General features: G+C 67.5%; 13 protein-coding genes. 7 read left to right on the top strand and 6 right to left on the bottom strand.

Annotation, left to right across the window (positions count from 1 at the left end; all coding sequences use genetic code 11):
* Positions 1-48: 48 nt before the first annotated feature.
* Positions 49-1,914: an EAL domain-containing protein gene (locus AB1I47_RS23785; protein WP_407935897.1), complete on the bottom strand. Its 1,866-nt coding sequence runs from the start codon at positions 1,912-1,914 to the stop codon at positions 49-51.
* A gap of 228 nt (positions 1,915-2,142) precedes the next feature.
* Here AB1I47_RS23785 and AB1I47_RS23780 point away from each other — a divergent pair, with 228 nt between their 5' ends.
* The 3 genes from AB1I47_RS23780 (at position 2,143) to AB1I47_RS23770 (ending at position 5,197) form a co-directional block, all read left to right on the top strand.
* Entirely contained in the window at positions 2,143-3,759 is a 1,617-nt protein-coding gene (locus tag AB1I47_RS23780) for a methyl-accepting chemotaxis protein (RefSeq protein WP_354686173.1), read from the top strand.
* Positions 3,760-3,949: 190 nt separating this feature from the next.
* Positions 3,950-4,552 carry an HAD domain-containing protein gene (locus AB1I47_RS23775; RefSeq protein WP_354686172.1) on the top strand — a complete coding sequence of 201 codons (603 nt, stop codon included), beginning with the start codon at positions 3,950-3,952 and terminating at the stop codon, positions 4,550-4,552.
* A gap of 276 nt (positions 4,553-4,828) precedes the next feature.
* Complete coding sequence (locus AB1I47_RS23770; RefSeq protein ID WP_354686171.1) at positions 4,829-5,197, top strand: 5-carboxymethyl-2-hydroxymuconate Delta-isomerase; 369 nt, start codon at positions 4,829-4,831, stop codon at positions 5,195-5,197.
* 243 nt (positions 5,198-5,440) lie between these two features.
* Here the strand turns inward: AB1I47_RS23770 and AB1I47_RS23765 are convergent, their stop codons facing one another.
* Both AB1I47_RS23765 and AB1I47_RS23760 read right to left on the bottom strand, forming a co-directional pair.
* Positions 5,441-5,899 carry an HU family DNA-binding protein gene (locus AB1I47_RS23765; RefSeq protein ID WP_354686170.1) on the bottom strand — a complete coding sequence of 153 codons (459 nt, stop codon included), beginning with the start codon at positions 5,897-5,899 and terminating at the stop codon, positions 5,441-5,443.
* A gap of 303 nt (positions 5,900-6,202) precedes the next feature.
* A complete protein-coding gene (locus AB1I47_RS23760) occupies positions 6,203-6,700 on the bottom strand; it encodes an Mpo1 family 2-hydroxy fatty acid dioxygenase (protein ID WP_354686169.1) in 498 nt (165 codons plus the stop codon).
* 312 nt (positions 6,701-7,012) lie between these two features.
* Between AB1I47_RS23760 and AB1I47_RS23755 the strand changes: the two genes are divergently transcribed.
* The 4 genes from AB1I47_RS23755 to AB1I47_RS23740 all read left to right on the top strand — a co-directional run bounded on the left by AB1I47_RS23755 (position 7,013) and on the right by AB1I47_RS23740 (position 11,482).
* On the top strand, positions 7,013-7,717 hold the full coding sequence (locus AB1I47_RS23755; RefSeq protein WP_354686168.1) for a Crp/Fnr family transcriptional regulator: 705 nt from the start codon (positions 7,013-7,015) through the stop codon (positions 7,715-7,717).
* A gap of 26 nt (positions 7,718-7,743) precedes the next feature.
* On the top strand, positions 7,744-8,601 hold the full coding sequence (locus tag AB1I47_RS23750; RefSeq protein WP_354686167.1) for an arylamine N-acetyltransferase family protein: 858 nt from the start codon (positions 7,744-7,746) through the stop codon (positions 8,599-8,601).
* Between the two features lie 254 nt (positions 8,602-8,855).
* Positions 8,856-9,620 (top strand): SDR family oxidoreductase, encoded by a 765-nt coding sequence (locus AB1I47_RS23745; protein WP_354686166.1) that lies wholly within the window; start codon positions 8,856-8,858, stop codon positions 9,618-9,620.
* A gap of 98 nt (positions 9,621-9,718) precedes the next feature.
* Positions 9,719-11,482, top strand: a complete 1,764-nt coding sequence (locus AB1I47_RS23740) for a class I adenylate-forming enzyme family protein (RefSeq protein ID WP_354686165.1) — start codon at positions 9,719-9,721, stop codon at positions 11,480-11,482.
* Between the two features lie 9 nt (positions 11,483-11,491).
* Here the strand turns inward: AB1I47_RS23740 and AB1I47_RS23735 are convergent, their stop codons facing one another.
* From AB1I47_RS23735 to AB1I47_RS23725, 3 genes are all read right to left on the bottom strand, one after another.
* The gene (locus AB1I47_RS23735; RefSeq protein WP_354686164.1) at positions 11,492-11,971 is read right to left on the bottom strand and encodes a CreA family protein; all 480 of its coding nucleotides are present in this window, start codon (positions 11,969-11,971) and stop codon (positions 11,492-11,494) included.
* A 17-nt stretch (positions 11,972-11,988) separates the two neighbouring features.
* Positions 11,989-12,474: an acyl-CoA thioesterase gene (locus AB1I47_RS23730; protein WP_354686163.1), complete on the bottom strand. Its 486-nt coding sequence runs from the start codon at positions 12,472-12,474 to the stop codon at positions 11,989-11,991.
* A gap of 205 nt (positions 12,475-12,679) precedes the next feature.
* Positions 12,680-12,961 (bottom strand): HU family DNA-binding protein, encoded by a 282-nt coding sequence (locus AB1I47_RS23725; RefSeq protein ID WP_010814166.1) that lies wholly within the window; start codon positions 12,959-12,961, stop codon positions 12,680-12,682.
* Positions 12,962-12,993: the final 32 nt, after the last annotated feature.

The raw sequence follows: 12,993 nt of genomic DNA, 5'->3' as shown, positions 1-12,993 counted from the left end.
GGCACCAGCGGGACATCAGGGAGACATCAGGGGGACATCCGCGCAACACTAACCGGGCAACGTCGCCGCCAACGCCAGGAAGTCCAGCACTGCCATGCCCGTGGCCGAGCGCTTGGCCTCGCGCTTGGCCGCCGCCGCGGCCGCGCCGATCTGCTGGCTGCCCAGCCGCTGCAAGCCGGCCACGCCCTCGCCGCTCACGCACACCACGCCCACCGCCATCGACACCGGCGGAAAGAACACGGGGCTGCCGCGCCGGTCTTCGCCATGCATGCCACCGGCCGCGCGATCGGCCGCCGAGTACATCGCGCGCGCCGCGTCGTTGAAGCGACAGATCGCATTTTCTATGCGCGCCGACCAGTCGCCGCTCTGGTACAGCACCAGGAAATCATCGCCGCCCACATGGCCAAGGAAGTCGCGCGCGGGGTCGCACGCTTCGGCCAGGATCGCGGCCGCGCCCTTGAGCATTTCATCGCCCTTCCAGTAGCCGTACTTGTCGTTGAAGGGCTTGAAGTGATTCAGGTCGACATAGCACGCGTGGAACTCGCTGGCGGCGGCAATCAGCCGCTCGATATGCTGGTTCAGCGGGATATTGCCCGGCAGGAAGGTCAGCGGGTTGGCATAGCGCGCCGCTTCCATGCGCACCTCGGTGATCGCGCGGATCAGGTCCGCGCCGGTGCCCAGGCCGATATAGCGGCCCTGGTCCGTGATCACGAAACCATCGGCCAGCGAGCGCGTATTTTCGCCGGACAGGATCTGCGCCATTTCTTCGAGGCTCGCACGCCGGTCGAAGCACGCCGGCTCGCGATTGGCCATGGCAATGCAGACTTTCTTGCCATAGAGCTCGCGATGGAACGGCGCCGCGTAGCGGTCAATAAAGGCCTGCCGGCTGATGATGGCAAGCGGCCGCCCTTCGTCGTTGACCACGGCCACTGCCTGCAGCTCGGGCTGGTCCTGGAAGGTGCGCAGCACCGCATCGTTGCTGGTGCCGGGCGATACCGTCGGCGCCGGCCGCAGCAGCCGCCCGGCGGTCATGCCCGACCAGCCCGAGCGCACCATCTGCGGAAACACCGCGATATGCCGCGACGCCAGCGCCTGGCGCACCTGCGTCGCGGCCCGCGCGGCCGGCTTCGCCACGGGCCGGCCGATGTAATAACCCTGCGCGCCGGTGACGCCAAGGTCGCGGATCACCGCGAGTTCTTCCTCATCCTCGATGCCTTCCGCGATCACGCGCCCGCCGAATGCGCTCATCATGCGCAGCACCCCGCGCAGGATCTCCAGCCGCCGCGAGCACGAGGCGATGCCGCGCACCAGCGACTTGTCGATCTTGACGAACTGCGGCGACAGGTGCGCCAGCAGATCGAGGTTGGCGTGGCCGGTACCGAAATCATCCAGCGCGTATTGCATGCCCAGTTCGCGCAGCACCGACATGGCCTGGCCAAAGCTGGCGGCATCGCCGATAGGGGTCTGCTCGGTCACCTCGATCACCAGCTGCGACGGCGCGATGCCAACCTCGAGCAGCGCCGCCATCAGCCGCCCCCGGTCGGCCAGCAAGTGCCGCAAGGTCTGCGGGCTGAAATTCAGGAAGAGCTTGCCGGGCAGGTCCAGGCTGCGCCACGCGGCCAGCGCGGTGCGGGCGGCGTGCACCTCCAGCGCGATCGTGGCGGCCACGCCCTGCGCCAATCGGAACAGTACATCCGGCGCGGCCCAGGGTGAGCCCACCGGACCGCGGATCAGCGCCTCGTAGCCCAGGATCTCGGCATTGTCCGCCAGCACGATCGGCTGGAATACCGCGTGCAGCGGCGGCATCCGCGCAAGCGGCAGTGCCGGTGCCGCAGCGGCGGCAAGTGTAGCGGGCGCGGCGGGTGTGCCGGGGGTGAGGTCGCGCGCAAGCGCGGCAGCAGGGTTGCCGGTCATGACGGAATCCGGGAGTGTGCAAGGGGGTGGGCGGGCCACATTGCATGACATCGATATGACAGCACGATGACAGTCCTCCTGGCGCAATGTCACGCCGGCATCACATTGATGCCCGACCATCCGTGCGCCGTCCGCCACCGTCCCGTCCAGAGGACGGCGCGCCGGCAATTCGGGTCAACCCCGGGCTGCGCGTCCTCAGCGTTCGCGCGCCCGTCTGGAGTCATCTCCGTGTTGCAAGTCATCAAGACAAACCATCCCGGCACCGGCCTTGCCGCCGCGCCGGTGCGCCTGGCTGCGCGGCTGGTCCGCCTGCCGCTGGTGGTGCGCCTGTGCGCCGCCTTTGCCCTGGTCTACCTGTTCGGCGCCGCCGTCGGACTGACCGGCATCGTCAACCTCGTGTCGATCAAGGCACGCACCGATACGCTGTACCAGCACGATATGCACGGCGCCGTCTCGGCCGAGCGCGCGCAATCGGCGCTCGCCGGCCTGGGCCGTGCGCAACTGGCGCTGACCATGGCCACCAGCAGTACCGAGCGCGACGCCGCCGCCGACGATGTCGGCCGCGCGCTGGCGCAGCTCGACGCCGCGCTGGCCGGTGTGCGCCAGGCGGGCGCCGCGCACGCCGGGCTGCTGGCGCGCGAGCGGCAGCGCGCCGCCGAACTAGTGCAGGGCTACATTGGGCTGCTGCGCAAGCAGCCACTCGACCCGCTGCAGTTCGACAGCGCGGTCTCGGTCGATGGCCATTTCGTCACCGAGCAACTGCAGTCGCTGAGCCACCAGGTCGAAGAAGTGCGGCGGCTGCAGGAGAAGAAGGCCGCCGCGACGGTAGCCAGCGTGACGGCCAGTCAGCTGCGTGCGCAGATATGGATGGTGGCGCTGCTGGGCGCCAGCCTGCTGGCCGCCGCGGCGCTGGCGTGGGTCGCGGCGCGCAGCCTGCGTGCGGAACTTGGGGGCGAGCCGCGCGACGCCGCCGAGATCGCGCGCCGCATCGCCGGTGGCGACCTGACCGCCAACATCGCGCTGCGTGCCTCGGACCGCACCAGCATGCTGCACCACGTGGCCGGCATGCGCGACCAGCTCGCCGGCGTGCTGGCGCGCATCCAGGGCTCCGCGCACGAGATCACCGCCGCCAGCCAGCAGATCGCCGAGGACAACCAGGCGCTGTCGGCGCGCACCCGGCAGCAGGCCAGCGCACTCGACGCCACTACCGACAGCATGCAGGCGCTGGCCGCGCGCGTGGCCGACGCCCATGCGCAGGCGACCGAATCGAGCCAGATGGCGAGCCAGGCGCGCGCCGCCACCGATGCCGGCGCCGACGTGGTGCGGCAGATGCGCGGCGCCATGGATGCGCTGCACGGCCACTCACGCCATATCGCCGAGGTGGTAAGCGTGATCGAAAGCATCGCCTTCCAGACCAATATCCTGGCGCTCAACGCCGCCGTGGAAGCGGCCCGGGCCGGCCCTGCCGGCCGCGGTTTCGCGGTGGTGGCGCAGGAAGTGCGCGCGCTGGCGCAGCGCAGCGCCGATGCGGCGCGCGAGATCGGTGGCATTATCGGCACCGCCACGCATGAGATCGAGCAAGGCGCGCGGCTGAGCGGAAACGTGGTCGCGGCGATGGACCGGATTGCCGCCACCGTCGAACACAGCCATGCGCTGGCAGAGGCGCTGCGCACGCTTGCCGACGAGCAGGCGGGCAGCGTGCAGACCGCGGGCGCCTCGGTGTCGCAGTTGCGGCAGACGGCACAGCAGAACGCCGCGCTGGTAGGGGAACTGGCGGAGCAGGCGGCACGGCTGGATCACCAGGCGGCGGCGCTCGTCGACGATGTGGCGCGCTTCCGGTTCTAAGGTTTTTTCGGCATGTGTCGCAAAGATGTGTCTGCATGAAACATCTGACATGCCGAAGTAACCGGCATTTACGTCTTCCCCACAAAGTTACAGATCTGTTTCAACTACACGGGCACTGGTTACGTGCAGACCGGCCCGTGGCGGGTAATCTTGGTTCACACCAACTGATCTGGCACCCGCACAGGAAATCATGGCTGAACGAATCATCATGCTGGACATCCCCGGCGTCCTGTACTCCGACCGCTCCCGCACCCGCCTCGGCGGTATCCCGGATTCGGGTACGGTGCGCGATGTCAGGTTCTTCGACCCCATCGCACTGGGATTCGTACGCAGGCTGTTCGGCGTTGCCGGGGCGCGCGTAGTGGTATCCGACGCGTGGCGCCGCGGCAAGCCGGCCGCGATCCTGCAACAGCTCGACCTGCAGGTCGAAGGCATGACCCCGCCGGCCGAAGGCGGCCACGGTGCGGAAATCGCCGCCTATTTTGCGCAGGGCAATACCCCGATCCACTACGTGATCATGTCGTGCGCGGCGCCGGAATCGATCCCCCAGCCGCAGCGCGCACATCTGGTCAGCGTCGATCCGGCCGTCGGCCTGACCGTCGAGAACTTCCAGCAGGCCCTCGATATCCTGGGCGTGGCCTGCCCCTCCACGGTTGCACCCGCACCGCGGCTGGACCCGGACCTGAAGGCCAAGCTCGATCAACTGCAACAACTGGCCCGGGAAAACCCGGAGCGCTTCAATAGCGCGGCGCGTGCCGGCACCGAAGTGGAACAGAGCCTGGTGCACGCCTGAGCGTTGATTCAAAGTTAATTGCCGTAGTCCTGACGGGGCGCCAGTTTGGCGCCCCGTTTTGCATTGGGGCGGACCCGGCCGGCGCGTGTCGATCGTCGGCCGTTCCGAGGAAATCATCATCCGCTCGGGCTTCACGTATATCCCGGGGAAGTCGAGCAGTTGCTCAACGCCTTCTATGCGGTGCTGCAATCGGCAGGGCGGAGGCGGCGGGCCTGCGCGTCACGCGATTCCCGTATCATGCGGAGTTTCGCCGATCTCTTTCGCCAGGACCACGCCATGCCGCATCTCGTCATCGAACTCACCGAAAACACCCGCCTGAACTGCTCGCCGGACGAACTGCTCGATGAAGCCAATGCGGCGCTGCTAGCCTCGGGGCAATTCCAGGAAGCCGACATCAAGTCGCGCTGCGTCACGCTGTCTACCTACCGCCAGGGCGTGGATGCCATCGAGCGGGCCTTCGTCCACGCACGCCTGTCGATCCTCGACGGCCGCGACGCCGCCGTGCGCCAGGCGCTGGCACAGGCAGTCTGTGACGTGATCGCCGAAGCGGTACGCACCGGCACCGACAGCGGCCAGAACGTGCAGGTATCGGTGGAAGTCTGCGAGATGGAGCGCGCCACGTACGCCAAGCAGGTAGTGGCCTGAATCCACGCAGCCAAAGAAAAACCCGCGGCCGATGGCCGCGGGCGGAAGCTCCGGGGAAGACGCCGGAGCCCTGTCATGGGGAGCGCCCCCGCACCCATGACGTTCCGGATTCTAGGCGTGGCGCCGTGCCAGGGATTTGACCTGGCTTAAATGAAGCCAGGTTGGATCGCTACCGGCGCTGCGCAAATAAAAAAAGGAGCCGGCAAGCCGGCTCCTTTTTCATACAGTACAACGTGGCGCAGATCAGGCTGCCGCGTCCTTCAGCTTCTTCAGCGGACGGACCTTGACCTTGACGCTGGCCGGCTTGGCCGGGAACCAGCGCTCTTCGCCCGTGAACGGGTCCTTGCCGAAGCGCTTCTTCTTGGCCGGCACTTGCTGGGCCGTGACCTTCAGCAGGCCGGGCAGCGTGAATTCGCCGGCGCCCTTCTTGTTCAGCGCGCTGATGATGGTGTTTTCCAGATGGGCCAGCACCGTCTTCACGGCCTTGGGCTCCAGTTCAGTCTGGGCTACCAGGTGAGCGACCAGGCTCGACTTGTTGAAGGTGTCCTTCAGCGGACGCGCCACGGGCGCAGCAGCGGAAGCAGCCTTCTTGGCCGGCGCGGCCTTCTTGGCGGCAGCCTTCACGGGTGCCTTGGTTGCCGCAGCCTTCTTGGCAGCGGGCTTGGTTGCAGTCTTCGCGGTCGGTTTCGCTTTGGTCGCCATATCGATATACGTGAGTTTGAACGATGGATGCCGGCGGTCGTCATGCACGCTTCGCAGCGTTGCTGAATCGCCCTGCCGGCGCCCACTGAATCATAGCGGAAACAGCCGTAAGTCAAGGGGTTTTCGTGCATGCGAAACGTAAAACCCCGTGAAAATCCCGTGTTTTGTCGCGGCTTTGCCTCAGTCATTCGCAAAGAGGGCCTACGTCCCCCGTTTTGGCGTTCGCGACGGCTGCGCGAAGGGTCCGCACGCACTGCGATGCGATGCCGCAGCGCGGCGTTTTTCACTCACGCGTGCGGGGCATCAGTGCGCGCGGGCGAGCATGGCCTCGCGCGTTTCGCGGGCCAGGCCCAGCGCAAAGGCAGTTTCGGCGACCAGGAACAGCGGCCCGATCAGCAGCCCCACCATGTCGTCGACAAAGGCTGGCTTGCGACCCTCGTAGTAGTGGCCGACAAACTGGATGATCCAGCCCACCACGAACAGGCCGATGCCGATCACGAGCCACCACACGGTGGGCATCGCGGCGATCTGCGCGCCGGCATACAGGAACACCGCCAGGATCGCCGCCATCGCCACGCCGAAACCCAGCGACAGGCGCAGGTAGAACAGGCTCGACAGGATATACACCAGCATCGCCGGCGTCAGGTAGGCCGAACCGTCGCCCAACGGCAGAGCCGGGCGCGCCAGCAGCGTGGTCACCGCCAGCACGATCATCGGGATGCCGATGAAATGCGTGAAGATGTTGCGCCGGTCGCGGTGGTAGGCGGCGTAGTTGGCCAGGTGTTCGATCAGGGTTTTCACTGGGCGTCTCCTTATATGCGCGGGCGCGATGCGCGGGCGCGCGCCGGGGGGCTCTGTGCTGCCAGGCGCTGCCGTCCGCTGCTGCCCGCTGCTGAACGTCGGGCGCGATGTGGATTTATAGTAGTGGGCGCGCCCGCCGCGGGTCTGTCAGGTTTTTGACAGTCGCGCCGGCGCCGCGTGCCGTTGCGTGTTCTGGCAGATACAGCGGCTCAAGACCTTAAATCGACAGGAGACCGGCATGGGCCTCGCGCCCCCGCCGCACCGCCCCACATGCATCCACCAGCGCACTCGCCAGGCCCCACGCACGGCGCATTGGCCGAAGCCACAGCGCACAGCGAAGATCCGCTCGCCGCGGTCCGCGCCGGCGCCTGGTTCAGCCAGCTTCCGCCGGCATTGCGCCAGGCGCTGCTCGATGACGGCAGCCTGCGCCGGCTCGTGCCCGGCGAAACCCTCTTTGCCCGCGGCGACCGCTTCGACGGTCTCTACTGTGTCGCCAGCGGCACCGTGCAGATCCACGCCAGCGGCGCATCGGGCAAGGGGGCGCTGCTCGGGCTGCTTGAACCCGGTACCTGGTTCGGCGAGATCTGCCTGTTCGACGGCCTGCCGCGCACCCACGACGCCCGCGCGGTGAGCGCCACCACGCTGTGGCACGTGCCGCGCGCGCCGCTGGAACGGCGCCTGGCGCAGCAGCCGGCGTGGTGGCAGGCGTTTGGCCAGCTGCTGGCGGCCAAGACGCGCCAGGCCTTCAACTACGTCGAAGAGGCGCAACTGCTGCCGCCGGCCGCGCGTATCGCCCGGCGCCTCGCTGCCATCGCGCATGGCTACGGCAACCTGCCGGCGCAGGCGCATGCGATGCTGCGCGTGCGCATTCCGCAGGAGCAGCTGGCGCAGATGCTCGGGCTGTCGCGCCAGACCGTCAACCATGCGTTGCGCGAACTGGAAGCGCGTGGCCTGCTGCGACTGCAATACGGCGGCATCGAACTGCTCGACCTGCCCGCGCTGGAAGCGCTCAACTGAATGATCCTGACCGGAGTCCCCACGCCATGATCTCCCTCGACGCGGCTCAGCTCGACGCCTACCTGGCGCGTCTGGGCATTGCCGCCCCACCCTCGCCCACGCTGGAAGCGCTGGATACTGTGCTGGCCGCGCACCTGGCCAGCATCCCGTTCGAGAACATCGATCCGCTGCTGCGCCGCCCGGTGCGCATCGAACCGGATGCGGTCTTCGACAAACTGGTCACGCGCCGACGCGGCGGCTATTGCTTCGAGCAGAACACGTTGCTGGCGGCCGCGCTGACCGCGCTCGGCTTCAGCGTGACGCCGCTGGCCGCGCGTGTGCGCTGGGGCGTGCCGGACGACGTGCCGACCATGACCTCGCATATGCTGCTGCGCGTGGAAGTGGCGCATCAAAGCTACCTGGCCGACGTCGGCTTTGGCGGGCCCACGCCGTTCAGGGCGATGCCGCTGTCGGCGCCGATGGACGACAGCTTTCCTTACCGGCTGGTGAACTCGCCGCCGGAAGCGGCCGGCACTGCGTTCCACAGCTATGACCTCGAGGCGCGCGGCGATGCCGGCTGGATAAAGATCTACCGCTTCGACCTGACGCCCCAGCCGTGGATCGATTACGTGTCGCGCAACTGGTACGTATCGACGCATCCGGACAGCCTCTTCCTGCGCCGGCTGATGGCCGCGCGCACCGATGCCGGCACGCGTGTGACGCTGGCCGATGGCGAGCTGGCCGAACGCGCGCCGGACGGCAGCGTGCGGCACCAGCGGCTGGACTCGGCCGAAGCCGTGGTGCAGGTGCTGTCGGAGCGCTTCGGCATACAGCTTGACGACGAACTGCGCCGCGGGGTGATGGCGGCGCTGCCGCCGCTGCTGGCTGCATCAACAGCCACCTGAAGCCGCCACCTGAAGCGCCGGAGTACGGCTGCGTGCCGCTATGCAGCATGCCGCCATGCACGGCGCGCATTGCCCGCAGAAAGATTGCTGATATGGCTGCCGCGCAGCCCCTTGCGCTGTGGACTGGGTGCCAAGCCGCCACCATAATGTTCCGGCGATGGTGCCCATGTGGCGCATCGCCAGCACAACAGCGCGGCATACGCCGCCTGCACAAAGCCGGCCCCTGATGCCGGCACAGCCATACAGGAGACTCCATGTCATTGTTCGATCTGACGGGCAAGGTTGCCATCGTCACCGGCTCTTCGCGCGGCATCGGCCGCGCCATCGCCGAACAGATGGCGGTACAGGGCGCCAGGGTGGTGATTTCCTCGCGCAAGGCCGAGGCCTGCCAGGAAGTCGTGGACGCCATCAATGCCCGCCACGGCGACGGCACCGCGATCGCGGTCCCCGCCAACATCTCTTCCAAGGACGACCTGCAGCACCTGGTCGACGAAACCAACCGCGTGTTCGGCAAGATCGACGTGCTGGTCTGCAATGCCGCCTCGAACCCGTACTACGGCCCGATGAGCGGCGTGTCCGACGACCAGTTCCGCAAGGTGCTGGACAACAACGTCATCTCCAACCACTGGCTGATCCAGATGGTGGCGCCGCAGATGATCGACCGCAAGGATGGCTCGATCATCATCGTGTCGTCGATCGGCGGGCTGCGCGGCTCGCCGACCATCGGCGTCTACAACATCTCCAAGGCCGCCGACTTCCAGCTCGCGCGCAACCTGGCGGTGGAATTCGGGCCGCACAACGTGCGCGTCAACTGCATTGCGCCGGGGCTGATCAAGACCGACTTCGCGCGCGCGCTGTGGGAAGACCCCGAGCGCTACAAGCAATCGACCCAGGGTGCCCCGCTGCGCCGCATCGGCGAGCCCGTGGAGATCGCGGGCGCGGCCGTCTACCTGGCCTCCGCCGCCAGCACCTTCATGACCGGCCAGGCGCTGGTCGTCGACGGCGGCGTCACCATCTGAGCTATTGACGCCAAGCGTTGCGCGGGTGCCGGCGATGGCCGGCGCCCGCCGCTTTCCTGCATTTCCCTCAACCTGCAGTGCAGTTCCGGGAGGCAGTCATGTCAAGCAATCCGCAAGCGGCCGGCACCTGGCCGGTCATGTCCCTGGCCGAGGCCCATGCCCGGCTGACCGCGCCCGGCGCGCCGTTCGAGACCGAAACGCGCACCATCCGCGGCATCCCCACCACCGTCTGGAAGAACGGCCCGCACACGCTGCGCGAGCTGTTCCTGGCCACGCGCGCGTTCGCCGACCGCACCTTCGTGGTCTACGAGGACGAGCGCGTTTCGTACGATGCGTTCCAGCGCGCTGCGATCGCGCTGGCCCATGCACTGGTGCGCGACGGCGTGCGCAAGGGCGACCGCGTCGCGGTGGCGATGCGCAACCTGCCGGAATGGCCGGTGGCGTTCTACGGCGCGCTGCTGGCCGGCGCCATCGTGACCCCGCTCAACGCGTGGTGGACCGGCGCCGAACTGGAATACGGCCTGGCCGATTCCGGCAGCCGCGTGGCCATCGTCGATGCCGAACGGCTCGACCGCATCCTTGAACACCTGCCCGGCTGCCCGGCGCTGGAGCGTGTCTACGTGTCGCGCGCCGGCGGCACGGTGGCCGAGCCGCGCGTGGCGCCGCTGGAAAACTTGATCGGCCCTCCCATCGGCTGGGCGACACTGCCGGACCAGGCGCCGCCGCGAATCGACATCGACCCCGAAGACGACGCCACCATCTTCTACACCTCGGGCACCACCGGCAAACCCAAAGGCGCGCTCGGCACGCACCGCAATTCCGCCGCGGTTGCGGCAGCGGGCCCCTTCAGCCAGATCCGCAACCTGCTGCGCCGGGGCGAACCAATCCCCGCGCCCGACCCCGCCGCGCCGCAGAAGGCGGTGTTGCTGGCAGTGCCGTTCTTCCACGTCACCGGCTGCATGGCGGTGCTCAACGGCGCGCTGGCCACCGGCGGCAAGCTCGTGCTGATGCACCGCTGGGATGCCCTGCGCGGCATGGAACTGATCGAGCGCGAGCGCTGCACCTCGGCCGGCGGCGTGCCCACCATCGCCTGGCAGATCCTGGAGCATCCGGAGCGCGCGCGCTTCGACCTGTCATCGCTGGAGAACGTCAATTACGGCGGCGCGCCGGCATCGCCTGAACTGGTGCGGCGCATTCGCGAGGTATTTCCGCAGGCAGCGCCTGGTATTGGCTGGGGCATGACGGAGACGTCGTCGACCTTCACCAGCCACAGCGCAGAGGAATACGTTGCGCGCCCGGACAGCAGCGGCCCGGCCCTGCCGATCGGCGAGATGAAGGTGGTCGACGGGCGCGGCAACGCGCTGCCGCCGGGCGAAACCGGCGAGCTGATGGCGCGCGGCGCCAATGTCGTGCGCGGCTACTGGAACAAGCCGGAAGCCACCGCGCAGACCTTTGTCGACGGCTGGCTGCGCACCGGGGATATCGCGCGGCTCGACGAGGAAGGCTTTGTCTATATCGTCGACCGCATGAAGGACATGCTGATCCGCGGCGGCGAGAACATCTACTGCATCGAGGTGGAAAGCGCGCTGTACGAACACCCGGCGGTGATGGATGCGGCGGTGGTCGGCCTGGCCCACAAGACGCTGGGCGAAGAGCCCGCGGCGGTGGTTAGCCTCAAGCCCGGCATGCAGGCAACCGAGGCCGAACTGCAGGACTTCGTGCGCGAGCGGCTGGCGGCGTTCAAGGTGCCGGTGCGCATCCTGCTGCTCGCCGAGATGCTGCCGCGCAATGCCAATGGCAAGATCATGAAGTCGAACCTGCGCAAGCTGTTCGAAACAGGCGCCAGCAACAGCGTGCCCTGATCTGCCGCCCTACCTGACCGGGATCGCCGTGCCGGCCGGCACCGGTACGGCGGTCACGCTGTTCTGCGGACTGCCGCTGACGATGCGGTCGGAATACGTCAGGTACACCAGCGTATTGCGCTTGCGGTCCACCGCGCGCACTACGTGCAGCGTCTTGAACAGGATCGACATCCGTTCGGAGAAGACGTTGTCCTGCTGCTTGAGCGGCCCCTTGAACGCGATCGTGCCCACCTGCCGGCAGGCGATCGACGCTTCGGGCGGGTCTTCGGCCATGCCGAGCTGGCCCTTGATGCCGCCGGTGCGGGCGCGCGACACGTAGCAGGTGACGCCGTCCACCTGCGGATCGTCATAGGCTTCGATCACGACCTTGTCGGAACCGGTCACGCGGAAATTGGTGCTGACGCTGCCGATTTCCTCGGCGTGCGCGCCGGTAGCCGCCAACGCGCACGTTGCAGCGGCCAGGATAATGCGGATGCTGTTGGACTTCATGGCTGGGATCGCGCTCCTCAGGTCACCGACGTCTTGATGTCGTCGTGGCGCTTTTCCATTTCCTGGCGCAGCGCGCGGCGCTGCTGCGCGGCGGCAAAGCGCTGGCGCTCCACTTCGTCGCGGGGCTCCAGCGGCGGCACCTCGGCGGGCGTACCGTTGTCATCGACGGCCACCATGGTGAAGTAGCAGCTATTGGTGTGGCGCACCAGCTTGCTGCGGATATTCTCGGTCACCACCTTGATGCCGATTTCCATCGAGCTGCGGCCGGTGTAGTTGACCGAGGCCAGGAAGGTAACCAGCTCGCCCACATGGATGGGCTGGCGGAACACCACCTGGTCGACCGACAGCGTTACCACGTAGCGCCCGGCATAGCGGCTGGCGCAGGCATAGGCGACCATGTCCAGATACTTCAGGATGGTGCCGCCGTGGACGTTGCCGGAGAAATTGGCCATGTCCGGCGTCATCAGCACGGTCATGGAAAGCTGGTGGGACTGGTCGTTCATGATGCAGTACGGAGTGCGGGGCGGATTGGGGGCGAAAATCGGGGGCGGATGCCCGGGCGTCGCCAGCGGCGACCCCGGGCGCCGGCAGTTTAACCCGATCCGGCCCGCTCGCGGCAACCGTTGCCGTCCGCCGTGCGGCCGGCGGCACGGCCCCAAAGAAAAAGCGGCCTGCCAGGCCGCTTTTCTCGCTGTGGACGCAAACCGCTTACTTTTTCTTGTTCACGGCGTCCTTGAAACCCTGTCCGGCAGAGAACTTGACCGTCTTGGCGGCCGGGATCTTGATGGTTTCGCCGGTACGCGGGTTGCGGCCGGTGCGGGCGGCGCGCTTGCCGGCGCTGAAGCTGCCGAAGCCCACCAGCGTTACCGAGTCACCCTTGGCCACTGCCTTCTTGATACTGTCCAGCGCTGCGTTGAGCGCACGCTCGGCGGCGGCATTGCTCAGTTCTGCTTCCGCGGCGATGGCCGATACCAGTTCACCTTTATTCATGGCTGATTTCCCTTGTTGGTCGTCGTCACCGA

It is taken from the genome of Cupriavidus necator (assembly GCF_040578825.1).
Classification (GTDB): Bacteria; Pseudomonadota; Gammaproteobacteria; order Burkholderiales; family Burkholderiaceae; genus Cupriavidus; species Cupriavidus necator_E.
The sequence above is the reverse complement of the archived record's forward strand: the minus strand, read 5'-3'. Positions and strand labels throughout refer to the sequence as shown.